Below are 19,896 nucleotides of genomic sequence, written 5' to 3' on the forward strand. Positions count from 1 at the left end.
CGGCCAAGGGCCACACAGGACGCCAAGAGTACCACTGCAGCCCAGCCCTGGCGCTGGCCAGACTCGAGAAATCCGTTTTTTGGGAAACGCCTGACAGACCTTCCAAGGGAAACCGACATTCGTTAATTTTTGCGAACACCAGAATTGATCATAACCGCAAAAAAACGCGCAAAAACCGAACAAAACCCCACTTTAATCGATAAATATTTCAATCCAGCAACATCTTGTCATGTTTAACTTGACACTAAGCTACCCATCGTTTTTTATTTTCACCACTTTGCGCGCTCCCCCGCGCCCCCGCTGCTCCAACAATAAAGGTGAACAACATGGAGCCCACCCGCTCGCCCTTGCCGCATGCGCAGTACACCGTGCCCGCCGTTTACGCCCAGCCGCAGGAGCCATGCCAGCATGCAGCCTGACCACAGCGCTTCCGGCAACGGCCAACTCCGTAAAACCCTGCGTCTCTGGCACGTGATCATCATCGGTCTGGCCTACCTGACCCCGATGACCGTGTTCGACACCTTCGGTATCGTTTCCGGGATTACTGCCGGCCACGTACCCAGCGCCTACATCCTGGCACTGGCCGGGATCCTGTTCACCGCCGTGAGCTACGGCACCCTGGTAAGGCGCTTCCCGCAATCGGGCTCGGCCTACACCTACACCCAACGTGCGATCAACCCGCACGTCGGCTTCCTGGTCGGCTGGTCGTCGTTGCTGGACTACCTGCTGCTGCCAATGGTCAACGCCTTGCTGGCCAAGCTGTACCTTTCGGCCATGTTCCCGGAAGTACCGGAGTGGATGTGGGTGGCTGGCTTCGTCACCCTGATCAGCCTGATCAACATGCGCAGCGTGAACCTGGTGGCGCACTTCAACCTGCTGTTCGTGGCCGTGCAGGTGGCGATCATCGCCGTGTTCATTTACCTGTGCGTGCGCGGCCTGGACCAGGGTGAAGGGCTGGGTACCGCCTGGAGCCTGCTGCCGTTCGCCGACGACCAGACCCAGCTCAGCGCCCTGGCCGCCGGTGCGACCATCCTGTGCTTCTCGTTCCTCGGCTTCGACGCGGTCACCTGCCTGTCCGAAGAAACCCGCGACCCGGGCAAGACCATCCCTCGCGCGATCTTCCTCACCGCCCTGATTGGCGGCCTGGTGTTCATCACCGTGTCGTACTTCATCCAGGCCTACTTCCCGACCATGTCCCGCTTCCACGACCAGGAAGCGGCACTGCCGGAAATCGCCCTGTACGTCGGCGGCAAGCTGTTCCAGTCGATCTTCATAGCCTGCACCGTGATCAACACCATCGCCTCGGGCCTGGCCTCGCAGACCAGCGTGTCGCGCCTGCTGTACGTGATGGGCCGCGACAACGTGATCCCGGCCAGCCTGTTCGCCCGCCTGCACTCGCGCTACAAGACGCCGGTGCTGAACATCGCGGTGGTGGGGCTGATTTCGCTGTCGGCGATCTTCTTCGACCTGGTCACCGCCACCTCGATCATCAACTTCGGTGCGCTGGTCGCGTTCAGCTTCGTCAACCTGTCGGTGATCAACCACTGCTACCTGCGCGAAGGCAAGCGCCAGGGCCTGGCCAACCAGCTGACATACCTGGTGGCACCCACCATCGGCTTCTGCATCATCGTCTCGCTGTGGCTGGACCTGAACGCACACTCGCTGCTGTTCGGTGGCGTCTGGGCACTGCTCGGCCTGCTGTACCTGGCCTGGCTGACCAAAGCCTTCAGGGACTCCCCGCCCAACTACATCGCTGAATGACCCATGCTGCCGACAACGCCCGCGCCTGATCGCGGGCGTTGCATTTGATCGATAAGGAAAGCCCTCATGCCGCTGCGTCGCCTCTCCATCCAGTGGAAGATCACCCTGCTCGCCGGCCTGTGCCTGCTGGCCATTGTCGCCCTGCTGGTAACCACATCGCTGGCCCAGGCGCGGCGCAGCGCGGCATTGGTCAACCAGGCCAACACCGAAATGCTCGACAGCAGCGCACGCCTGCGCCTGCAGGCCCATGCCGAAACCCAGGCCCTGCGCATCCAGCGCTATTTCATGGACGCCTACCAGTACGGCAATGGCTTTGCCCGCCTGGTGCAGGTGCTCAAGGCCCGTGGCGGCAACGACCTGCGCGCCGAACTGACGCGCCAGGCCCGCGCCAGCCTGGCCGGCAACCCGGATGTGATCGGCCTGTACCTGGTGTTCCAGCCCAACGCCCTGGACCCGGACAGCCAGTACCTCGGCCAGGATGCAATGGGCAGCAATGAGAGCGGGCGCTTCTCGCTGTACTGGTCACAACCCCGCCCAGGCACCCTGGAGCTTGAAGCCATGCCGGAATCAATGCTCGGTGACACCAGCATCGGCAGCAACGGTGTGGCGAAGAACCGCTGGCTGACCTGCCCGCAGGACACTGCCAGAACCTGCATGCTCGAGCCATACCTCGACGAAGTGAATGGCCGCCAGGTGCTGATGACCAGCATCGCCCTGCCGCTGCTGGAGCACGGCAAGGTGGTCGGCGTGGTCGGCCTGGACATCGGCCTGGCCAACCTGCAACAGCTGAGCCTGGACGGCCGCCGGGAACTGTTCGACGGCCAGGGCCAGGTCAGTATCGCCAGCGCGGCCGGCCTGCTGGCCGGCAACAGCCGCGACGACAGCAAGCTCGGCGAGCCCATGGACAAGGCGGTAGCCGACGGCCTGCTGCGTGTTGCCCACCCGTTCACGCCAATCCCTGATGCCGCCCCTTGGCAGGTATTGTTGGAACTGCCGGAAAGCGTGCTGCAGGCGCCTGCCGTCGCCCTCAACCAGCGCCTGGATGCGCACAACCACAGCGCCAACCTCACCAGCCTGCTGGTTGGCCTGGGCGCTGCGGTAGTCGGTTTGCTGCTGGTGTGGCTGACCGCGCGCGGGGTGACCCGGCCAATCCTGGCCGTGGCCGCGCGCCTGGAAGACATCGCCAGCGGCGAAGGCGACCTTACCCGCCGCCTGGACTACGCCCGCCAGGACGAACTGGGCCAGCTTACCGGTTGGTTCAACCGCTTTCTCGACAAACTGCAGCCGGTCATAGCCCAGGTCAAAGGCTCACTGCAGGAAGCCCGCGGCACCGCCGACCAGTCGGCAGCCATCGCCAGCCAGACCAGCAACGGCATGCAGCAACAGCACCGCGAAATCGAACAGGTGGCCACCGCCGCCAATGAAATGAGCGCCACCGCTCTGGATGTCGCCCATAACGCTTCGCAGGCGGCCCAGGCCGCACGCGCTGCCGACCAAGCCAGCCGCGAGGGCCTGCAACTGATCGACAGCACCCGCCAAGGCATCGACCGCCTGGCCGCCGGCATGAACACCGCCATGGGCGAGGCACGCGCGCTGGAAGGCCGCAGCGGGCAAATCGGTTCGGTGCTGGAAGTGATCCGCACCATTGCCGAGCAAACCAACCTGCTGGCGCTCAACGCCGCCATCGAAGCTGCCCGCGCAGGCGAAGCCGGGCGTGGTTTTGCCGTGGTGGCCGATGAAGTGCGTGGCCTGGCCCAGCGCACCCAGGTGTCGGTGGAGGAAATTCGCCAGGTCATCGAAGGCTTGCAGCAAGGCACCCAGGATGTGGTGGGCGCCATGCACGAAGGCCAGCGCCAGGCCCAGGATAGCGCCGCGCGGATGGAACAGGCGCTGCCGGCGCTACAACGTATTGGCGAGGCAGTGGCGGTGATCAGCGACATGAACCTGCAGATTGCCTCGGCGGCTGAAGAGCAGAGCGCCGTAGCCGAAGAGGTGAACCGCAATGTGGCCGGCATTCGCGATGTGACCGAATCGCTGGCAGGCCAGGCCGATGAGTCAGCGCGGATCAGCCAGGCCCTGAACCGGCTGGCCAACCAGCAGCAGGCGCTGATGGAGCAGTTCCGCGTCTAACCTGTCAGGGCCTCTTCGCGGGTGAACCCGCTCCCACAAGGTCCGGCGCTGCCTTCAAGGTCGGAGCATAACCCTGTGGGAGCGGGTTTACCCGCGAAGAGGCCAGCACATACAACATAGCAGCAGGGCTATTTACCGAGCACAATCATGCAAACCCCAACCAGATCTTCCTTCTTCGACATCACCAGCGAACAGGGCCTGTTACGCACCTCGATCGCCGTCACCCTGTTCATCGCCATCATCGGCATCGCCTTCGGCCTGGCCTCCGGCTCGTTCTCCATCGTGTTCGACGGCGTCTATTCGCTGGTCGATGCCAGCATGAGCGGGCTGTCGCTGGTGGTGGTCAGGCTGATTACCGCGCACACCACCAGCGTGCAGATGTCACGCAAGTTGCGCGAGCGCTTCACCATGGGCTTCTGGCACCTGGAGCCGATGGTGCTGGCGCTCAACGGCATCCTGCTCAGCGGCGTGGCCATCTATGCGCTGATCAACGCCGTCAGCAGCCTGCTGCAAGGCGGGCGCCACCTGGAGTTCGGCATCGCCATGGTCTACGCGGTACTGACCGTGATCGCCTGCGTGACCATCGCCATTGTCGAGGCCCGCGCCAACCGCAAGCTCGGCTCGGATTTCGTGCGCATGGACGTCAAGGGCTGGGTGATGTCGGCCAGCATCACCGCCGCGCTGCTGATCGCCTTCTGCTTTGGCTATGCGGTGCAGGGCACATCGTTGGAGTGGGTGTCGCCGTATATCGACCCGGCGGTGCTGGCGCTGGTCTGCCTGGTGATCGTGCCGTTGCCGATGTCGGTGGTGCGCCAGGCCCTTTCGGAAATTTTCCTGGTGACCCCTGGCGACCTCAAGCTGCACGTGGATGAAGTCGCCAAGGCCTTCGTCGCACGCCACGGATTGCAGTCGTACCGCGCGTATGTGGCCAAGGTCGGGCGCTCGCGGGAGATCGAACTGTATTTCATCGTGCCGAAGGCCATGGCCGCGAAAGCCATCGATGAATGGGATGCGTGGCGCAACGAGATCGGTGATGCCGTGGGTGGTGAAGGGCCGGACCGCTGGCTGACGGTGGTGTTTACCGGGGATCCGGAGTGGGCTGAATAAGCTGGGGGCGCTCTGCGCCCCTTTCGCCGGCAAGCCAGCTCCCACCTCGACCGCATTAGCCTCGAGTCATGCGCAAGCCCTGTGGGAGCTGGCTTGCCGGCGATGAGGCCAGAACAAGCAGCCGAAAACGAAAAAGCCCGCGACCGTTGCCGGTAGCGGGCTTTGACGTACTGCGTATGGTGGGTCGTGTAGGATTCGAACCTACGACCAATTGGTTAAAAGCCAACTGCTCTACCAACTGAGCTAACGACCCGTTGGATGGCGCGTATAATACTGATTTCTAACGGGAAATCAACACCCCATCAAACTTTTTTCAAAAATACCGCGTCGGGTCTTCGACTCCGGCGGCCTTGAAGCCGTCGGCACGCAGGCGGCAACTGTCGCATTTGCCGCAGGCACGGCCGTCATCGTCGGCCTGGTAGCAGGAAACGGTCAGGCTGTAATCCACGCCGCGAGCCATACCGGCCTGCACGATCTGCGCCTTGCTCATGTTCTGCAGCGGCGCCTGGATGCGGAAGCCCTGCCCTTCGACGCCAGCCTTGGTCGCCAGGTTGGCCATGCGCTCGAAGGCTTCGACGAACTCGGGGCGGCAATCGGGGTAGCCGGAGTAATCCACGGCATTCACACCAATGAAGATGTCACGGGCTTCCAGCACCTCTGCCCAGCCCAGGGCCAGGGACAGGAACACGGTGTTGCGCGCCGGCACGTAGGTGACCGGGATGCCTTCACCCGGGGTTTCCGGCACGTCGATGCTGCTGTCGGTCAATGCCGAGCCGCCGATGCCGTCCAGGTTCAGGCCAATTACCTTGTGCTCGACCACGCCCAGGTCGCGGGCAACGCGGGCGGCGGCGTTCAGTTCGGCGCGGTGGCGCTGGCCGTAGTCGAAACTCATGGTGTAGCAGCTGTAGCCTTCGGCCTTGGCCATGGCAACCACGGTGGCCGAGTCCAGGCCGCCGGACAGCAGGATTACTGCGCGTTTGTCGGTCATGTGTGCTTGCTCCTCAATCAACGTCCGGGTTCGTCGTTCCACAGCAGCTTGTGCAGTTGCAGCTGGAAACGTACGGGCAGGTTGTCGGCGACGATCCAGTCCGCCAGCTCGCTGGCGTTCACCTGGTGGTGGCTGGGCGAGAACAGCACCTCGCCGGCACGCTCGGCCAGGTTGTACTGGATCAGCTTGGAGACCGCCCAGTCGTAGTCCTCGCGGGAACAGATGACGAACTTGACCTGGTCGTTGCGGGTCAGCTGCTCTATGTTCTCGTAGCGGTTACGGTGCGACTCTTCGGAGCCAGGGGTCTTCAGGTCGACCACGCGGCTGACGCGGGTGTCGGTGCCGGCAATATCCAGCGCGCCGCTGGTTTCCAGCGACACCTCGTAACCGGCGTCACACAGGCGCTGCAACAGCGGCAAGGCGTTGGGCTGGGCCAATGGCTCGCCACCGGTGACACAGACGTAGCGCGGCTTGAAGCCGGCGACCTGCTCAAGGATCGAATCGAGGGTGCGGACGGTACCGCCACTGAAGGCATAGGCACTGTCACAGTACTGGCAGCGCAGGGGGCAACCGGTGAGGCGCACGAATACCGTGGGCAACCCAGCCGTTCGCGTTTCACCCTGCAAGGAGTAAAAGACTTCGGTGATGCGTAATGTGTCTTGCATGCTCGCCACGGGCGTGACAGCTAAACAGGCTGCCCGCCTCCGTCAGGCACTGTCGCGGACTCGACATAGCGTTATCCGCAGCAGCGTGTTTACGAAAAAAGGGCAGTGATTCTAACGAAAAAACCCGCGACAAGCGCGGGTTTCTTTCAAGCGGTACTGCTTAGAGCTTCTGCAGGTCACGCTGGGCCAGTTGCGCGGCCGAGGTGCCGGGGTACTGGGTGATGACCTGCTGCAGGATACCCTTGACCTTGTCGGTGTGGCCCATGCGGCGCTCGACGTCGGCCAGCTTGTACAGCGAATCCGGCACCTTGCTGTGCTTCGGATACTTCTGGCTGACCTGGGCGAAGGCCTGGCTGGCAGCCGGCAGGTCGCCCTTGGCCAGGTTCACTTCACCCAACCAGTACTGGGCATTGCCGGCGTACTGGCTGTTGGGGTACTTGCGCAGGAAGGCGTTGAACGCCTGGCTGGCCTTGTCGAAGTCTTTCTGCTTGATCAGGTCGAAAGCGGCATCGTAGTAGAGCTTTTCTTTCGCCGGATCACCGGGCTCGCTACTGGCGGCCGGTTGTTGAGCAGCAGCACCTGCTGCTGCATCGGGGGCGGCATTGGATGCACCACCACCGGAGGAATTGTCAGGGGTCGCGGCAGGCGCGGCGCCACTGTTGATGCGACGGTCCAAGTCCTGGTAACGCTCCAGGTTTTCCTGCTTCATGCGCGACACATCGTTCTGCAGCTCTTCGATGATGCCTTGCTGGCGGGAAAGCTGATCCTGCATCTGTTGCAGCTGCATGAACAGCTGGCCCTGTGCAGAGGCAGGGGCCGAAGCCCCTGACCCGGCATAGGCGCCGCTCGTGCCATAACCCGCAGGCGGATAGCTGCCTGCGTTGTCATCAACTACAGGGACCTCAGCCCAGGCCGCGAGCGGCAGGCTGAGTGCGAGGACGGTTACTACACGGCGGCACATACGCATAAGAACTTACTTACGCAGTTCTACGCGACGGTTCTGAGCCCAGGACTGCTCGTCGTTGCCAGTGGCAACCGGACGCTCTTCACCGTAGGAGACCAGTTCCAGCTGAGCAGGGGAAACGCCCTGCAGAACCAGGTAGCGCTGAACGGCCTTGGCACGACGCTCACCCAGAGCCATGTTGTACTCGCGGGTGCCGCGCTCGTCGGTGTTGCCTTCCAGGACAACGCGGTTGCCGTTGGCTTTCAGGTCCTTGGCGTGAACGTCCAGAGCGCGCATGGCTTCTGGCTTCAGGTCCGAGCTGTCGTATTCGAAGTAGAAGGTGGTGATTGCGCGCAGGGCAGCTTCTTCGCTCAGGGAGCCGTCAACAGCGCCAGTGTTGGCACCGTAGCCAGCGTTCGGATCTACAGCAGCGCCTTCGCCTGCGTTGTCACCGCCCTTCGAGGAGCAACCTACAGCTACGGCCATGGCCAGAGCCAGCGCAGCAAATTTACCAAACTTCAGCATTTCCATCGTGAAACTCCTAATGAAACCCCAGTGTGTTAAGCAAAAGTATTACGCCGCAATCAGTTCAGGTAAGGGGACCAGGACGGTTCTCTGACTTCGCCTTGAGCGGTAGGAAGTGGGAGCCTCACGCGGCCATTAAGCGACACGAGCATCAAGACTCCCCGGCCCTGCTGGCGGGTGGCGTAGATTAGCATGGTGCCGTTTGGCGCAACAGTGGGAGACTCATCAAGACTCGTTTCCGAGAGAATCTTTACACTTCCGCGTTGCAAATCCTGGGCCGCAACTTTGAAGTTGGTGAAGCCCTGCTGGCGATGGATCATCACCAGGGTCTTTTCGTCCGCCGACAGTTTCGGGTTGGCGTTGTAGTTACCCACGAAAGTTACACGCTCGGCACCACCGCCACCGACCGACTGCTTGTAGATCTGCGGCTTGCCGCCACGGTCGGAGGTGAAGTACAGGGTGTTGCCATCCTTGCCCCAGAACGGCTCGGTGTTGATGCCCGGGCCGGCGGTGACACGGCTGATCTGGCGCGAAGCCACGTTCATCACGTAGATGTCCGGGTTGCCGTCCTTCGACAGCACGAACGCCAGGCGCGTGCCATCCGGCGACCAGGCTGGCGCACCGTTCAGGCCTTCGAAGTTGGTGACCTGCTCGCGGCGACCGGTATCGATATGCTGTACGAAGATGCGCGGGCGCTTCTGCTCGAACGAAACATAGGCGATGCGCTTGCCATCCGGAGCAAAGCGTGGCGACAGGATCGGTTCACGCGATTGCAGCAGGGTAACCGCACGTGCACCGTCGTAATCCGAACGCTGCAGGGTATAGCGGGTGTTGTTGGTGGAGAAGCGCTCGGCCGTCACGTACAGCATGCGGGTGGAGAACGCACCCTTGATGCCGGTGAGCTTCTCGAACGACTGGTCGGCAATGTAGTGCGCCATGTCGCGCAGTTGGTCGACGCTGCCCGCCACGCTACCGGTCAGCACCTGCTGCTCGGTGGCGACGTTGAACAGCGCGTACTGTACCTGCAGGCGACCGCCCGATGGCACGATGCTGCCGACCATCACGTACTGCGCACCCAGCGCTTTCCAGTCACGGAAGATCACTTCGCTGGCCTGCGACGGCTGGCTGATCATGTTCTGCCGCGGAATCGGCGAGTAGTAGCCGGAGTTGCGCAGGTCGTTGCCGATGATGTCGGCCATGTCTTCCGGCAGCACGCTGCCGCCCTGCAGACCGAACGGCACTACCGCGATGGGCGTGGCCCGGTCGCTGCCGCTGGTGACCAGGATGTTCTTTTCCTCTGCCACGGCCATGCCTGCCACGCAGCACAGCATGACCAGCAGTCCTCTCAGACGTTTAATCACAACGCTAGATCCTCAGGTGTAAATGTCATCTTGAACGAACGATATTGGTTGAAATCGCTCGGCTTCATACCCTGCATCTCGGTCAGACGACCGATGTTCTTCACTGCTGCCACCGCCGAGCTGTCGTACGGGCCGTCACCACTGGACCGGGCCACGCTGACGCTGGTGATGGTACCGTCCGGCAACATGTTGATCTGCAGGACCACCGTCATGCCCTTGCGCGCGGAAGGCGGACGTGCCCAGCCCTCGGCCGCGCGCATGCGGATCAGGTCGTCGAAGTCGCCGGCCACCTGGTCACCCTGCTCGTCGGCCAGCGCCTGCTGCCGTTCGGTAGTGTCGGACAACAGCTCGGCCAGGGCCTGGGCTTTCTTGTCTTCCGCCGCCTTGCGGGCCGCTTCCTGTGCCTTTTTCTTCTGGGCATCTGCAGCGGCCTTTTTCTTGGCCTCTTCAGCTGCCTTCTTCTTCGCTTCCTCGGCTACCGCTTTCTTCTTGGCGTCCTCGGCTGCTTTCTTCTTGGCCTCTTCGGCCGCCTTTTTCTTGGCGTCCTCGGCGGCTTGTTTCTTCGCCTCTTCAGCGGCCTCTTTCTTGGCCTCTTCTTCGGCTTTTTTCTTTTCTTCCTCGGCCTTCTTCTTGGCGATGTCGGCCTGCTGCTTCTCGGCAGCCTTCTTCGCCTCTTCGGCCTTCTTGGCTTCGGCGGCTTTCTTGGCCTCGGCGGCTTCGGCAGCTGCCTCGGCTTTCTTGGCTTCGGCGGCCTCGCGAGCCTCTTCGGCCTTTTGAGCGGCGTCGGCTTTCTTTTGTTCCGCGGCCTTCACGGCCTCCTGCTCGACCTTCTTCTGTTCCAGCTGCTCGACCTCGGTCTGGCGCGAAGCGGTTTTCTTCGCTTCCCCGGCAATCTTCTGATTGGTCTGGGTGGTCGCCTGGCTCTTGGACTTGAGCTGGTACAGGGTAGCCTGGACGATCGGCTTGGATGGCGGCAGCTCAGGCGTCATGGCAAAACTGACGAACAGCAGGGCGAACACCAGCACATGCAGGCCGATGGCCCAGATACTGGGCCAGAAGTAGCTTTCCGAGGCGGATGGCTCTCGCTGTTGCATCAGGGCGCCTCGGTAATCAGGCCAACGTTACCGACACCGGCCTTCTGCAACCCGCCCATGGCACCCATGACCGCGCCATAGTCGACAGCCTTGTCGCCACGAATGAACACCTGGGTCTGCTTGCCCTGGTCACGGCCGGCGGCAATGATCTTGGTCACCGCGTCGGTCATGGCAGGCAAGGTCATGGCCTTGTCCATCTGCTTGTCGGTATCGACTTCGCTGCCGAGGTTCCAGTAGTAGGTCTTGTCGGCCTTGATGGAGATGGTGAGGATCTGGACGTTGTTGTCCTGCGGCAAGGCTTCACTGGAAACCTTGGGCAGGTCTACCTTCACGCCCTGGTTGAGCATGGGCGCCGTCACCATGAAGATGACCAGCAGTACCAGCATCACGTCGATGTAGGGCACCACGTTCATCTCGGCGACGGGCTTGCGTTTGTGGCGAACTCGGGCCATGGGCTTCTACCTGATTACTCTTCGCTGGTGTGCACTTTGCGGTGCAGGATCGCCTGGAACTCGTCGGCGAAGGTGTAGTAACGGCCGATCAGCACTTCGCTGCGGGCCGAGAAGCGGTTGTAGGCGATGACCGCCGGAATTGCCGCGAACAGGCCGATGGCGGTGGCGATCAGCGCTTCGGCAATACCCGGGGCAACCGTGGCCAGGGTGGCCTGCTGGGCGCTGGCCAGGCCGCGGAAGGAGTTCATGATGCCCCATACGGTACCGAACAGGCCGATGTACGGGCTGGTCGAACCGACGGTGGCCAGGAACGGCAGGCTCTGCTCGAGTTTTTCTTCCTCGCGCGAGATGGCTACGCGCATGGCACGGGCAACACCCTCCATGACCGCGTCCGGGTCAACGCCCGGCTGCTGGCGCAGGCGCGAGAATTCCTTGAAGCCGGCACGGAAGACCTGCTCGACACCGGAATCCGGGTCTGGGTTGCTGCCTGCCTGGCGGTACAGCTTGGACAGGTCGATGCCCGACCAGAAGCGCTCCTCGAAGGCATCCAGCGCACGACGACCGGCGCGCAGCATGGTGCTGCGCTGGAAGATCATGACCCATGAGGTGACCGAGGCGGCCACCAGGGTCAGCATTACCAGCTGTACCAGCACACTGGCATTGCTGACCAGACTCCACATGGAGGTATGGTCGACGACGTTAGCTTCCACGCTTATTCTCCTGCATTCGATTGAGTACCCGAGCCGTCCGCCGCAAAGGCGTCACGCAGCTCCGGGGGTATGGCTCGGGGTTTGAAAGTGTCGGCGCGCACGGCGGCCACCAGGAACTGCCCTTCGCAGAGCAGCGTTTCATCCTTTTCCCGCCAGACCTGCTGCACGAAGCGCAGGCTGGCGCGATTGAGTTCAAGTACTTGCGCGGTGACCCGCAGCTCGTCGTCCAGCCGCGCCGGCGCGTGATAGCGCGCTTCGCTGGAGTGGACCACGAACAGCAGGTTGTCTTCGGCCAGCTGCGCCTGGGAAAAGCCCAGGTGCCGCAGCCGCTCGGTACGCGCGCGCTCCATGAATTTCAGGTAATTGACGTAATACACCACGCCACCGGCATCGGTATCTTCGTAATAGACGCGACAACGGTGTGCGAACGGTTCCAGGCCATTTTGCGCGCGCATACTCTAGTGCTTACTCCTCAGCTTGCCAATCCGCTGTGGCAACTGTTTTTTCTTCATTAATGTCTTATTGCCAGCGCACCCTCGGCATGCCAGCGGTAGGACCACGAAAAGCCGTTTTCGATCTGTCACTCATCGCCCGTTTCGGAAAAATCCCCACCCTCCCCCAGGCGCCCGGGCACGTTCAAGCCAAAGTGCAGGTAGGCATGCCGGGTGACCACGCGGCCGCGCGGCGTGCGCATGATGTAGCCTTGCTGGATCAGGTACGGCTCGAGCACGTCCTCGATGGTGTGACGCTCTTCACTGATGGCCGCGGCCAGGTTGTCCACGCCGACCGGGCCACCGTCGAACTTCTCGATCATGGTCAGCAGCAGGCGGCGGTCGGAGTGGTCGAAACCGCGCTCGTCGACATCCAGCAGGTTGAGCGCCATGTCGGCCACGGCCTTGGTGATCTGGCCCTTGCCGCGCACTTCGGCGTAGTCGCGCACGCGGCGCAGCAGGCGGTTGGCGATACGTGGCGTGCCACGGGCGCGGCGGGCGATCTCGTAGGCACCCTGGTCTTCGATGGCCAGGCCGAGGATGCCGGCGGAACGGCTGACGATGGTGGCCAGGTCCTTGTCGCTGTAGAACTCCAGGCGCTGGACGATACCGAAACGGTCGCGCAGCGGGTTGGTGAGCATGCCGGCACGGGTGGTGGCACCGACCAGGGTGAACGGCGGCAGGTCGAGCTTGATCGAGCGGGCCGCAGGCCCTTCGCCGATCATGATGTCGAGCTGGAAGTCCTCCATCGCCGGGTACAGCACCTCTTCGACGACCGGTGACAACCGGTGGATCTCGTCGATGAACAGCACATCGTGCGGTTCGAGGTTGGTCAGCATGGCCGCGAGGTCGCCCGGGCGCTCGAGGATGGGCCCCGAGGTGCTCTTGACCGACACGCCCATTTCCTGGGCGATGATGTTGGCCAGGGTGGTCTTGCCCAGGCCGGGCGGGCCGAAGATCAGCGTATGATCGAGCGACTCGCTGCGGCCACGGGCGGCCTGGATGAACAGCGCCATCTGCTCGCGCACCACCGGCTGGCCGATGTACTCGTCCAGCCGCAGCGGGCGGATCGCACGGTCCTGGACTTCTTCACGGTCGCGGCCACTGGCGGCGATCAGGCGGTCGGCTTCGATCACTTGGTAATCATCCCTTTCAGGCTGCGGCGGATCAGCTCCTCACTGCTCAGGCCGGCCTTGTCCTTGATCGCGGCGATCGCCTTGCTGGCTTCCTGCGGCTTGTAGCCCAGCGAAACCAGGGCGCTGACGGCATCGGCTTCGGCCGTGGATGCGCTGGCGACCGGCAGCGGCCCGTCGGAGACCAGGGCGAACATGGCCGGGGACGTTTCCCAAGCCTTGAAGCGGTCCTTGAGCTCGACCAGCAGGCGTTCGGCGGTTTTCTTGCCAACACCGGGCACGCGCACCAGGGCCGAGGTGTCCTGAGCCTGCACGCAGCGCACCAGCTCGTCCACTTCCAGCCCGGACATCAGCGCCAGGGCCAGCTTCGGCCCTACGCCATTCAGGCGGATAAGTTCGCGGAACAGCTCGCGCTCGCGCTTTTCGGCAAAACCGTAGAGCAAGTGCGCATCCTCGCGCACCACCAGGTGGGTGTGCACGGTTACGGGTTCGCCCACCTTGGGCAGACGGTACAGCGTGGTCATTGGAACTTCCAGTTCGTAACCTACGCCGTTGACGTCGATAATCAGGTGCGGCGGCTGTTTTTCCGCCAGGGTGCCGCGCAAACGTCCAATCACGTTCCGATCCTTCCTCTCGGGGAGCCGGTCAAAGACCGCTCAACCCTATCAGCAAATGCAGCGGGTGAACGCATCACCCGAACAAAATGTGTATCAGCGCATGAAGCGCCTACAGACGCAAGCGCCCGCCGCGTCGCCTTGCCGTGGCCAGGCCATGCGGCACCAGGCTGGAGCGGGTATGGGCATGGCACAGGGCGATGGCCAGGGCGTCGGAGGCGTCGATCTGCGGCTTTTGCGTCAGTTTCAGCAGGTGCATGACCATCATCATCACCTGCTCCTTGTTGGCCCCACCGGTACCGGCTACCGCCTGCTTGACCTGGGTGGCGCTGTATTCGGCGATTTCCAGGCCGGCTTCGGCGGCGGCGACGATGGCTGCGCCACGGGCCTGGCCGAGCTTGAGCGCCGAGTCGGCGTTACGGGCCATGAACACCCGTTCGATGCCCATGGTTACCGGGCCGTGCTGGGCGATGATTTCACCCACGCCACGAAAAACGATCTGCAACCGCTCGTGCAGCTCGCCGCTGCCGGTGCGGATGCAGCCCGACGCCACGTACTCGCAACCACGCGCGGTCTGGCGTACCACGCCATAGCCGGTGATGCGCGAGCCGGGGTCGATACCAAGAATCAGAGTCATAGTGCCCGTCGTACAAAGCTCATGTTTTAACACCATTGGGGCCGCTGCGCGGCCCATCGCCGGCAAGCCAGCTCCCACAGGTACAGTGCAAGGCTTGAGGGTGGCACTGTACCTGTGGGAGCTGGCTTGCCGGCGATGGGCTGCACAGCAGCCCCAATTGCAGCCTTACCAGTGACCACAGGTGCAGCGCAAGACTTGAGGACTGCACTGTACCTGTGGGAGCTGGCTTGCCGGCGATGGGCTGCACAGCAGCCCCAATAAAGCTACCTGCCTGGCCCGAATGCTCAGGACACCTTAGCCGAGGTTTTCCATGATCTCATCGGAAATCTGGGCATTGGAGTAGACGTTCTGCACGTCATCCAGGTCTTCGAGCATGTCGATCAGCTTGAGTACTTTCTCGGCACCGTCCTGGTCGAGTTCGGCGCTGGTGGTCGGCTGCATGACGATTTCCGCGTCAGCGGCCTTGAAGCCCGCCTCTTCCAGGGCATTGCGCACGGCGTAGAAGCTGTTGAACGAGGTGAACACGTCGAACGAGCCGTCGTCGTTGGCCACCACGTCATCGGCATCGGCTTCCATCGCCGCTTCCATCAGCGCATCTTCTTCCACGCCCGGGGCAAAGCTGATCTGCCCCTTGCGCTCGAACAGGTAGGCCACCGAACCGTCGGTGCCCAGGTTGCCACCACACTTGGTGAAGGCATGACGCACGGCAGCGGCGGTACGGTTGCGGTTGTCTGTCATGGCCTCGACCATGATCGCCACGCCACCCGGGCCGTAACCTTCGTAGCTGAGCTCTTCGACGTTGTCGCTTTCGTTGGTGCCGGCACCACGGGCCACGGCACGATCGATGATGTCGCGGCTCATGTTGGCGCCCAGGGCCTTGTCCAGCGCCAAACGCAGGCGCGGGTTGGATGCCGGGTCAGCACCACCCTGCTTGGCAGCGACCGTCAGTTCGCGGATCCACTTGGTGAAGATCTTGCCTCTCTTGGCATCCTGGCGCTCTTTGCGGTGCTTGATGTTCGCCCACTTGGAATGACCAGCCATAACGACTCCGAATCCTTTGAATCACAAACAGCCCCGCCCCTGTACGGGGCGGGACGGGAAATTGCCTGCGCCGAAACGCAAAGGCGCATCCATGTGGATGCGCCCGGGGACTGCTTACTCGACCTTGGTCTGTTCGCGCAGTCGGATGTGCAGCTCGCGCAGGGCCTTGGCGTCGACCATGCCAGGGGCCTGGGTCATGACGCACGCGGCGCTCTGGGTTTTCGGGAAGGCGATCACTTCACGGATCGACTGGGCGCCGGTCATCAGCATGACCAGGCGGTCCAGACCGAAGGCCAGACCACCGTGAGGCGGTGCACCGAACTTCAGGGCGTCGAGCAGGAAGCCGAACTTCTCTTCCTGTTCTGCCGCCTCGATGCCCAGCAGGCGGAACACGGCCTGCTGCATCTCTTTGCGGTGGATACGGATCGAACCGCCACCCAGTTCGGTACCGTTCAGGACCATGTCGTAGGCACGGGACAGGGCCACGGCTGGGTTGGCCTCGAGCTCTTCCGGGGTGCACTTCGGTGCGGTGAACGGGTGGTGCAGCGCGGTGAAGCTGCCGTCCTCGTTCTCTTCGAACATCGGGAAGTCGACCACCCACATCGGTGCCCACTCGCAGGTCAGCAGCTCGAAGTCGTGACCCAGGCGGATACGCAGCGCGCCCAGGGCTTCGCTGACCACCTTGAACTTGTCGGCACCGAAGAACACGATGTCGCCGTCAACGGCGCCAACGCGGTCGAGGATGGTGTTGAGGTTGGCCTCGGGGATGTTCTTGACGATCGGCGACTGCAGGCCTTCGACGCCCTTGGCGCGCTCGTTGACCTTGATGTAGGCCAGGCCCTTGGCACCGTAGATGCCGACGAACTTGGTGTACTCGTCGATCTTGCTGCGCGGCATGCTGGCGCCGCCTGGCAGGCGCAGGGCGGTAACGCGGCACTTCGGATCGTTGGCCGGGCCGGCGAACACCTTGAAGTCGACATCCTTGAGCTGGTCGGCAACGTCGACCAGTTCCAGCGGAATACGCAGGTCCGGCTTGTCGGAACCGTAGCGGCGCATGGCCTCTTCGAAGGTCATGTGCGGGAATTCGCCGAATTCCAGGTCCAGCACTTCCTTGAACAGCTTGCGGATCATGCTTTCGGTCAGGCCCATGATCTCGCTTTCATCGAGGAAGCTGGTCTCGATGTCGATCTGGGTGAATTCCGGCTGGCGGTCGGCACGCAGGTCTTCGTCACGGAAGCACTTGGCGATCTGGTAGTAGCGGTCGAAGCCGGCGACCATCAACAGCTGCTTGAACAGCTGCGGCGACTGCGGCAGGGCGAAGAAGCTACCGGCGTGGGTACGGCTAGGCACCAGGTAGTCACGGGCGCCTTCCGGGGTGGCACGGGTCAGGATCGGCGTCTCGACGTCGAGGAAGCCATTCTCGTCGAGGAAGCGACGGATGCTGCTGGTGATGCGCGAACGCAGGCGCAGCTTGTCGGCCATTTCCGGGCGACGCAGGTCGATGAAGCGGTAGCGCAGGCGGGTTTCCTCGCCGACGTCGGAGTATTCGTTCAGCGGGAACGGCGGGGTTTCCGCTTCGTTGAGCACGTTCAGCTGGTAGCCGAGGATCTCGATGGCGCCGGAAGCCATGTTGGCATTCACCGCACCTTCAGGGCGCTTGCGGACCTTGCCGGTGATCTGCACGACGTATTCGCTGCGCACGCGGTCGGCAGCGGCGAAGGTTTCGGCGCGATCCGGGTCGAACACGACCTGGGCCATGCCTTCGCGGTCACGGATGTCGAGGAAGATCACCCCGCCGTGGTCGCGGCGACGATGGACCCAGCCGCAAAGGGTGACTTCCTGGCCGTCCAGGCTCTCGTTCAGTTGGCCGCAATAATGGCTGCGCATCATGATGGTGGTTTCGCTTCTCGTGATTCGTGTATTCGGTGGAGGCCTTGGCCGCCCGCAGAGGGCTAATACTGCAAGACCCGGTCACAGCATTCAACTCAGTCGGCCTTGTCGCCGCCTGCCAGATTCTTTTTCGCCCCGGTCTTGAAGTCGGTTTCGTACCAACCGTTACCGCTCAGGCGGAAGCCTGGCACCGACAGCAGCTTCTTCAGCGCCGGCGCCTGGCAGGCCGGGCAATCGGTCAGCGGCGCGGCGCTGATCTTCTGCAGCACTTCCATGCGGTGCTCGCAGGATGCACATTGATAGTCATAAAGGGGCATGGGTGTCTCTCGTCAACCACAACGCTGGCTGCCGGGGCAGCAAAAAGCGGGATTATATATGGTTAACAAGCACTGCGCAGCCCGCCAGGCGATCAGCGCACACTTGGCGGGTCCTGCAGCCAGGCGACACAGATCACCCGGATCAGCCCGCTGAAGTTGCGCACCCCGCCCTGGCGCAGGTGCACCTCGCGATCCACGTAGGACAGCACCGCGCTGACCGAGCAGCGGTTGGCCGCGGCGATGCGCTCCAGGATGCCCCAGTAGACGGCCTCCAGCCGCAGGCAGGTGGAAAAGCCGTTGAGCCGCACCGAGCGTGACACCGGCTGGGTCTGCAACATGTCGAAATCCGCCTTGAACGGGTCGATGCACTGTTTACCCGGCCAACGCCCCTGGCCAGCCACACGTTTGCTTGCTTGCATCATGCGCCACACTTCCTCGTCACAGGTACCAGGTGGCCTATGAAGCGCTGATGGGCGAGCTTAAAGCAGCGGCAAAATCTTCCCGCACAAAATTGCGCAGGACCTGTAGGAGCGGCCTTGTGTCGCGATAGGCTGCGAAGCAGCCCCAGGTTTTGAGTGCAATTGCACAAATTGCCGGGGCTGCTGCGCAGCCCATCGCGACACAAGGCCGCTCCTACAAGGGCCGGTACAGCGTTGGGTATCTACTTGCCGTCGAGCAGCACCCGCAGCATCCAGGCGGTTTTCTCGTGCACCTGCATGCGCTGGGTCAGCAGGTCGGCGGTCGGCTCGTCACTGACCTTGTCCACCACCGGGAAGATGCTGCGCGCGGTACGCACCACGGCTTCCTGGCCCTGGACCAGCTGGCGGATCATCTCGTCGGCAGGCGGCACCCCTTCTTCCTCCTTGATCGAGGAGTGCCGCGCATAGAATGCATAGGCCCCCGGTGCCGGAAAGCCCAGGGCGCGAATGCGCTCGGCGATCGAGTCGACCGCCAGCGCCAGTTCGTTGTACTGCTCTTCGAACATCAGGTGCAGGGTGCGGAACGACGGACCGGTGACGTTCCAGTGGAAGTTATGGGTTTTCAGATACAGCACGTAGGTATCCGACAACAGGCGGGACAATCCATCGACGATGGACTTGCGATCTTCTTCACTGATACCGATATCGATTGCCATGAAGTTCCCCTTTCCATAAGGCTTGAGACCCAAGCAGGTGACGACCACTGTAGCAACACTTGGTACACGCCGCATGTGACATGGCGCAACACATCGCCCGTCGCGGCCTGCGGTTTGAGTAGCCTGCGGCTTTACTGTTAAATAGGCATGGTGCCACCCGTGCGGATTGTCATTGCCGGGTGCATAGGCTGGCCTGCCACGTGTTCGCGCTCTACACCTCATGCGCACCGTGCTGCCAGCTCTTCCTGTGATCGGCCTTATCAACTGTGAGCCAACCCCATGTTCAAGATCGTCCATCTGGTGACGGGCGTGGCAGCCTTGCTGCTATCGCTCATACCCAGCCTGAAAACCGATGCGACCCCCTTCCTGCAACAACCCGACGCGGTCTACCTTGCCCTGCTCGGCCTGCTCAATCTGGTGCTGGCCCCGGTCGTGCCACCGTACTACCGCGGCGCGCGGCAGCAGTTGCAGCACCTGGCCTGTGCCCTGCTGGTGGTGGCCGTGGTGCTGCAGACCCTGACACTGCTGGCCCGCCCGGAAATGGGCAACCTGGCCGCACTGGTCTGCGCGGCGCTGGCCGTGGCCGTGCACCTGGCCGTGGGCTTTGCCCGCATCCCGCGCAAGGCACGCGCCAGCCAGCACGCGGCGCAGGATGCCGGCAATCGTGATACCGGTACCGTGAAGTGGTTCAACACGTCCAAAGGCTTCGGCTTCATCTCCCGCGACTCGGGCGATGATATCTTCGTGCACTTTCGCGCCATTCGCGGCGAAGGCCACCGCATCCTGGTGGAAGGCCAGCGCGTGGAGTTTTCCGTGATGCACCGCGACAAGGGCCTGCAGGCCGAGGATGTGGTTGCGGTAACCCGCCGCTGATCTTGTTTGCAGAAACTAGCCCCTGCAGG

At 62.8% G+C, this 19,896-nt stretch carries 21 protein-coding genes, 1 tRNA gene and 1 pseudogene; 5 read left to right on the plus strand and 18 right to left on the minus strand.

Annotation, left to right across the window (positions count from 1 at the left end):
• Nucleotides 1–408: 408 nt before the first annotated feature.
• The 4 genes and pseudogenes from CAG22_RS22380 to CAG22_RS22390 all read left to right on the plus strand — a co-directional run bounded on the left by CAG22_RS22380 (nt 409) and on the right by CAG22_RS22390 (nt 4,998).
• The gene (locus CAG22_RS22380) at nt 409–1,761 is read left to right on the plus strand and encodes an APC family permease (protein ID WP_075046057.1); all 1,353 of its coding nucleotides are present in this window, start codon (nt 409–411) and stop codon (nt 1,759–1,761) included.
• A 285-nt stretch (nt 1,762–2,046) separates the two neighbouring features.
• A pseudogene (locus CAG22_RS29035) lies at nt 2,047–3,033 on the plus strand (HAMP domain-containing protein); the annotation flags it as partial.
• 102 nt (nt 3,034–3,135) lie between these two features.
• Nucleotides 3,136–3,891 (plus strand): methyl-accepting chemotaxis protein, encoded by a 756-nt coding sequence (locus CAG22_RS29040; protein WP_371858046.1) that lies wholly within the window; start codon nt 3,136–3,138, stop codon nt 3,889–3,891.
• 147 nt (nt 3,892–4,038) lie between these two features.
• Nucleotides 4,039–4,998, plus strand: coding sequence for a cation diffusion facilitator family transporter (locus tag CAG22_RS22390; RefSeq protein WP_085706217.1), 960 nt, complete (start codon nt 4,039–4,041; stop codon nt 4,996–4,998).
• A gap of 177 nt (nt 4,999–5,175) precedes the next feature.
• On the opposite strand, the gene CAG22_RS22395 is transcribed toward CAG22_RS22390, so the two are convergent.
• From CAG22_RS22395 to CAG22_RS22480, 18 genes are all read right to left on the minus strand, one after another.
• Nucleotides 5,176–5,251: transfer RNA gene (locus CAG22_RS22395), tRNA-Lys, on the minus strand.
• A gap of 60 nt (nt 5,252–5,311) precedes the next feature.
• Nucleotides 5,312–5,986 carry a 7-cyano-7-deazaguanine synthase QueC gene (gene queC / locus CAG22_RS22400; protein WP_013973801.1) on the minus strand — a complete coding sequence of 225 codons (675 nt, stop codon included), beginning with the start codon at nt 5,984–5,986 and terminating at the stop codon, nt 5,312–5,314.
• A 17-nt stretch (nt 5,987–6,003) separates the two neighbouring features.
• A complete protein-coding gene (queE, locus tag CAG22_RS22405) occupies nt 6,004–6,651 on the minus strand; it encodes a 7-carboxy-7-deazaguanine synthase QueE (RefSeq protein ID WP_015271468.1) in 648 nt (215 codons plus the stop codon).
• Nucleotides 6,652–6,811: 160 nt separating this feature from the next.
• On the minus strand, nt 6,812–7,618 hold the full coding sequence (gene ybgF, locus CAG22_RS22410) for a tol-pal system protein YbgF (RefSeq protein ID WP_004375252.1): 807 nt from the start codon (nt 7,616–7,618) through the stop codon (nt 6,812–6,814).
• Between the two features lie 6 nt (nt 7,619–7,624).
• Nucleotides 7,625–8,125, minus strand: coding sequence for a peptidoglycan-associated lipoprotein Pal (gene pal, locus CAG22_RS22415; protein ID WP_003254755.1), 501 nt, complete (start codon nt 8,123–8,125; stop codon nt 7,625–7,627).
• Nucleotides 8,126–8,178: 53 nt separating this feature from the next.
• Nucleotides 8,179–9,450 carry a Tol-Pal system beta propeller repeat protein TolB gene (gene tolB / locus CAG22_RS22420; protein WP_038408273.1) on the minus strand — a complete coding sequence of 424 codons (1,272 nt, stop codon included), beginning with the start codon at nt 9,448–9,450 and terminating at the stop codon, nt 8,179–8,181.
• 26 nt (nt 9,451–9,476) lie between these two features.
• Nucleotides 9,477–10,574, minus strand: a complete 1,098-nt coding sequence (tolA, locus tag CAG22_RS22425) for a cell envelope integrity protein TolA (RefSeq protein WP_038408274.1) — start codon at nt 10,572–10,574, stop codon at nt 9,477–9,479.
• Nucleotides 10,574–11,026: a protein TolR gene (tolR, locus tag CAG22_RS22430; protein WP_003254760.1), complete on the minus strand. Its 453-nt coding sequence runs from the start codon at nt 11,024–11,026 to the stop codon at nt 10,574–10,576. Before tolR ends, tolA begins: the two co-directional genes overlap by 1 nt.
• A gap of 14 nt (nt 11,027–11,040) precedes the next feature.
• Nucleotides 11,041–11,736, minus strand: a complete 696-nt coding sequence (gene tolQ, locus CAG22_RS22435; RefSeq protein WP_015271471.1) for a protein TolQ — start codon at nt 11,734–11,736, stop codon at nt 11,041–11,043.
• Between the two features lie 2 nt (nt 11,737–11,738).
• On the minus strand, nt 11,739–12,191 hold the full coding sequence (gene ybgC, locus CAG22_RS22440; RefSeq protein WP_015271472.1) for a tol-pal system-associated acyl-CoA thioesterase: 453 nt from the start codon (nt 12,189–12,191) through the stop codon (nt 11,739–11,741).
• Between the two features lie 125 nt (nt 12,192–12,316).
• Entirely contained in the window at nt 12,317–13,363 is a 1,047-nt protein-coding gene (ruvB, locus tag CAG22_RS22445; RefSeq protein ID WP_004375289.1) for a Holliday junction branch migration DNA helicase RuvB, read from the minus strand.
• Nucleotides 13,360–13,977, minus strand: coding sequence for a Holliday junction branch migration protein RuvA (gene ruvA, locus CAG22_RS22450; protein WP_085692556.1), 618 nt, complete (start codon nt 13,975–13,977; stop codon nt 13,360–13,362). The genes ruvB and ruvA overlap by 4 nt, the downstream gene beginning before the upstream one ends.
• Nucleotides 13,978–14,086: 109 nt before the next feature.
• On the minus strand, nt 14,087–14,611 hold the full coding sequence (gene ruvC / locus CAG22_RS22455; protein WP_004375291.1) for a crossover junction endodeoxyribonuclease RuvC: 525 nt from the start codon (nt 14,609–14,611) through the stop codon (nt 14,087–14,089).
• Between the two features lie 294 nt (nt 14,612–14,905).
• Complete coding sequence (locus CAG22_RS22460; RefSeq protein WP_013973810.1) at nt 14,906–15,652, minus strand: YebC/PmpR family DNA-binding transcriptional regulator; 747 nt, start codon at nt 15,650–15,652, stop codon at nt 14,906–14,908.
• Nucleotides 15,653–15,766: 114 nt separating this feature from the next.
• Complete coding sequence (aspS, locus tag CAG22_RS22465; protein WP_025340263.1) at nt 15,767–17,542, minus strand: aspartate--tRNA ligase; 1,776 nt, start codon at nt 17,540–17,542, stop codon at nt 15,767–15,769.
• A 95-nt stretch (nt 17,543–17,637) separates the two neighbouring features.
• Nucleotides 17,638–17,859 (minus strand): FmdB family zinc ribbon protein, encoded by a 222-nt coding sequence (locus CAG22_RS22470; protein ID WP_003254776.1) that lies wholly within the window; start codon nt 17,857–17,859, stop codon nt 17,638–17,640.
• Nucleotides 17,860–17,951: 92 nt separating this feature from the next.
• On the minus strand, nt 17,952–18,281 hold the full coding sequence (locus CAG22_RS22475; RefSeq protein ID WP_085590686.1) for a ribbon-helix-helix domain-containing protein: 330 nt from the start codon (nt 18,279–18,281) through the stop codon (nt 17,952–17,954).
• A 239-nt stretch (nt 18,282–18,520) separates the two neighbouring features.
• Entirely contained in the window at nt 18,521–18,994 is a 474-nt protein-coding gene (locus CAG22_RS22480; protein WP_025340264.1) for a Dps family protein, read from the minus strand.
• A 279-nt stretch (nt 18,995–19,273) separates the two neighbouring features.
• Between CAG22_RS22480 and CAG22_RS28905 the strand changes: the two genes are divergently transcribed.
• A complete protein-coding gene (locus CAG22_RS28905) occupies nt 19,274–19,867 on the plus strand; it encodes a cold shock domain-containing protein (RefSeq protein WP_085706218.1) in 594 nt (197 codons plus the stop codon).
• Nucleotides 19,868–19,896 lie beyond the last annotated feature (29 nt).

It is taken from the genome of Pseudomonas sp. B8(2017) (assembly GCF_002113575.1).
Lineage (GTDB): Bacteria > Pseudomonadota > Gammaproteobacteria > Pseudomonadales > Pseudomonadaceae > Aquipseudomonas > Aquipseudomonas putida_Z.

What these genes read in the sequence shown, in the direction of transcription:
- CAG22_RS22380 (WP_075046057.1), top strand. Translation starts at nt 409, where the DNA reads ATGCAGCCTGACCACAGCGCTTCCGGCAACGGCCAACTCCGTAAAACC.
- CAG22_RS29040 (WP_371858046.1), top strand. Translation starts at nt 3,136, where the DNA reads ATGCAGCAACAGCACCGCGAAATCGAACAGGTGGCCACCGCCGCCAAT.
- CAG22_RS22390 (WP_085706217.1), top strand. Translation starts at nt 4,039, where the DNA reads ATGCAAACCCCAACCAGATCTTCCTTCTTCGACATCACCAGCGAACAG.
- queC (WP_013973801.1), bottom strand. Translation starts at nt 5,986, where the DNA reads ATGACCGACAAACGCGCAGTAATCCTGCTGTCCGGCGGCCTGGACTCG.
- queE (WP_015271468.1), bottom strand. Translation starts at nt 6,651, where the DNA reads ATGCAAGACACATTACGCATCACCGAAGTCTTTTACTCCTTGCAGGGT.
- ybgF (WP_004375252.1), bottom strand. Translation starts at nt 7,618, where the DNA reads ATGCGTATGTGCCGCCGTGTAGTAACCGTCCTCGCACTCAGCCTGCCG.
- pal (WP_003254755.1), bottom strand. Translation starts at nt 8,125, where the DNA reads ATGGAAATGCTGAAGTTTGGTAAATTTGCTGCGCTGGCTCTGGCCATG.
- tolB (WP_038408273.1), bottom strand. Translation starts at nt 9,450, where the DNA reads ATGCTGTGCTGCGTGGCAGGCATGGCCGTGGCAGAGGAAAAGAACATC.
- tolA (WP_038408274.1), bottom strand. Translation starts at nt 10,574, where the DNA reads ATGCAACAGCGAGAGCCATCCGCCTCGGAAAGCTACTTCTGGCCCAGT.
- tolR (WP_003254760.1), bottom strand. Translation starts at nt 11,026, where the DNA reads ATGGCCCGAGTTCGCCACAAACGCAAGCCCGTCGCCGAGATGAACGTG.
- ybgC (WP_015271472.1), bottom strand. Translation starts at nt 12,191, where the DNA reads ATGCGCGCGCAAAATGGCCTGGAACCGTTCGCACACCGTTGTCGCGTC.
- ruvC (WP_004375291.1), bottom strand. Translation starts at nt 14,611, where the DNA reads ATGACTCTGATTCTTGGTATCGACCCCGGCTCGCGCATCACCGGCTAT.
- CAG22_RS22460 (WP_013973810.1), bottom strand. Translation starts at nt 15,652, where the DNA reads ATGGCTGGTCATTCCAAGTGGGCGAACATCAAGCACCGCAAAGAGCGC.
- aspS (WP_025340263.1), bottom strand. Translation starts at nt 17,542, where the DNA reads ATGATGCGCAGCCATTATTGCGGCCAACTGAACGAGAGCCTGGACGGC.
- CAG22_RS22470 (WP_003254776.1), bottom strand. Translation starts at nt 17,859, where the DNA reads ATGCCCCTTTATGACTATCAATGTGCATCCTGCGAGCACCGCATGGAA.
- CAG22_RS22475 (WP_085590686.1), bottom strand. Translation starts at nt 18,281, where the DNA reads ATGATGCAAGCAAGCAAACGTGTGGCTGGCCAGGGGCGTTGGCCGGGT.
- CAG22_RS22480 (WP_025340264.1), bottom strand. Translation starts at nt 18,994, where the DNA reads ATGGCAATCGATATCGGTATCAGTGAAGAAGATCGCAAGTCCATCGTC.
- CAG22_RS28905 (WP_085706218.1), top strand. Translation starts at nt 19,274, where the DNA reads ATGTTCAAGATCGTCCATCTGGTGACGGGCGTGGCAGCCTTGCTGCTA.